The organism is Patulibacter medicamentivorans, assembly GCF_000240225.1.
GTDB classification, from domain to species: domain Bacteria; phylum Actinomycetota; class Thermoleophilia; order Solirubrobacterales; family Solirubrobacteraceae; genus Patulibacter; species Patulibacter medicamentivorans.
Map to the genome: position 1 here is coordinate 1 of NZ_AGUD01000130.1, position 2,390 is coordinate 2,390.

Consider the following 2,390-nt stretch of genomic DNA (forward strand, 5'->3'; position numbering starts at 1 on the left):
TGCCCAAGAAGCTCCACCTGGCCTCGATCTGGCTCGTCTTCGTCGGCACCAACCTCTCGGCCTATTTCATCCTGGCGGCCAACGCCTGGATGCAGAACCCGGTCGGCTACCGCGTCGACGCCGAGACCGGCAACGCCGTCCTGACCTCGATCTGGGCCGTCATGAGCAGCCCGACCGCGGTCTTCGCCTACCTCCACACGATTCCCGCGGCGGTCCTGACCGCGTCGGCGCTGGTGGTCGGGATCTCGGTCTGGCACCTCGGCCGCCGCGCCGGGCACGAGACGGCCTTCTTCCGCCGCTCGGCCCAGTGGGGCCTGCGCGGGATGCTCGTCGCGTCGCTCGTGACGATCGTCGTCGGGCACTTCTTCGGCCAGGTGATGACCGAGAAGCAGCCGATGAAGATGGCCGCCGCCGAGGCGCTCTACGACTCCAAGAGCGGCGCCGGCCTGTCGCTGATGGCGCTGGCCCCGTTCCAGAAGAAGCCCGACCGCGTCGACTTCGAGATCAAGATCCCGAAGCTGCTGTCGTTCATGGCGACCGACAGCTTCAACGGCCGCGTCGAGGGCATCAACGATCTCCAGGCCGACTACGCCAAGAAGTACGCGCCCTACGAGATCGCCCACGGCCGCGATCCGGCGAAGGCGGAGTACTACCCGATCGTCGGCCTCAGCTACTGGACCTTCCGGCTGATGATCGGGCTCGGCGGCTTCATGCTCCTGTTCTCGATCGCGGGGCTCTGGATCGCCCGCCGCGGCCGCGAGGGGATCGCCGGGATGGCCGCGCGGCCGTGGTTCCGCCGGCTGGCGCTGGCGACGCTCCTCTTCGGCTTCGCCGCCCACGCGATGGGCTGGATGTTCACCGAGGTCGGGCGCCAGCCGTGGGTCGTGACCGGCCTGCTGAAGACCCAGGACGCCGTCTCCAAGCTCGGCGTCTCGACCCTGGTGATCTCGCTCAGCGTCTTCATCGCGCTCTACGTGGTGATCACGGGGATCGAGGTCTGGCTCTTCGCGCGCCTGGCCAAGCAGGGACCGGACCCGCTGTCCGACGACACGCCCGACGAGGACGCGGCCGCGCCCGCCCTCGCCTACTGACCCCGCCTTCCTTCGACGACGAGGACGATTCCGATGGACCTTCCGACGCTCTGGTTCCTGCTGATCGCGCTGCTGTGGACCGGGTACCTGATCCTCGAGGGCTTCGACTTCGGGGTAGGCATGCTGCTGTTCGCGCTCGGCCGCCGACCGGAGGAGCGTGACGCGCTGGTGCGCACGTTCGGCCCGGTCTGGGACGGCAACGAGGTCTGGCTGCTGGTCGCCGGCGGCGCGATGTTCGCCGCCTTCCCCAACTGGTACGCCTCGATGTTCAGCGCCGAGTACCTGCCGCTGCTGATCCTGCTGGTGGCGCTGATCGTGCGCGTGCTGGCGATCGAGTACCGCCGCAAGCACGACGGCCCGAACTGGACGACGCGCTGGGATCGGGTGCTGTTCGTCGCCTCGGTGACGGCGCCGCTGATGGCCGCCGTCGGCCTGGCGAACGTCGTCCACGGGATCCCGATGGACGCCAAGCACGACTTCACCGGCAACCTGCTGGACCTGCTCAACCCGTACTCGCTGCTCGGCGGCGTCGCCGTCCTCTCGCTGTTCGTGCTCCACGGCGCGACCTTCCTCGGCCTGCGCACGGAGGGAACGCTGCGGGTCCGCGCGAGGAGCCTGGCGATCCGGGTCTGGCCGGTCGCGACCGCGCTGGTGGCGGCGTTCGGGATCTGGACGCTGCTGGGCGCGAGCTCGGTCGCCCGCGGGATCTCGGTCGTCGGGACGATCGCGGTGGTGCTTGCGGTGGTCGGGCTCGTCGCCACGGGCCTCGCGCTGCGGGCCGATCGCGAGCCGATCGCGTTCGCCGGGACGGCGCTGACGATCGCCGCGGCGGTCGTGCTGCTGTTCGCGCAGCTGTGGCCCAACGTGATGCCGTCGACGGACGATCCGGCGGGGACGCTGAGCATCGCCGAGACCGCCTCGCACCACTACACGCTCAAGGTCATGACCTGGGTCGCGATCCTGGTCACCCCGGTCGTGCTCGTCTACCAGGCGTGGTCGTACTGGGTCTTCCGCCACCGGATCTCGGCCGAGGGCTTCCCCGAGGGCGGGGCCGGCGCGGCGTTGCAGTCGCTGACGCACCGTCCCGCCGGGGACGCCTGAGATGGCGCGGGGACCGGACCTGGCCGCGCTGGCGCCCGAGCTGCGCGGTCGGGTGCGACGGGTCGCCGTGCTCGGCGCGGCTGCGGCCGCCTGCACGGTCGCCCAGGCGCTGCTGCTGGCCCACGCGATCGCGATCGGGGTCGCGGGGGTGCCCGATCGCGGCGCGGTGCTGCCGGCGCTGGCCGGCCTGGCCGCCGC

General features: G+C 71.0%; 2 protein-coding genes and 1 pseudogene. All 3 read left to right on the top strand.

The features are described 5' to 3' along the window. Nucleotides 1-1,091 (top strand): cytochrome ubiquinol oxidase subunit I (locus PAI11_RS09990; RefSeq protein WP_040599636.1); only part of this gene is annotated, 1,091 nt, incomplete at its 5' end. 33 nt (nt 1,092-1,124) lie between these two features. Then, entirely contained in the window at nt 1,125-2,192 is a 1,068-nt protein-coding gene (gene cydB / locus PAI11_RS09995) for a cytochrome d ubiquinol oxidase subunit II (protein WP_007573850.1), read from the top strand. Nucleotide 2,193: 1 nt separating this feature from the next. Further along, nucleotides 2,194-2,390 (top strand): annotated as a pseudogene (locus PAI11_RS10000) (thiol reductant ABC exporter subunit CydD); the annotation flags it as partial.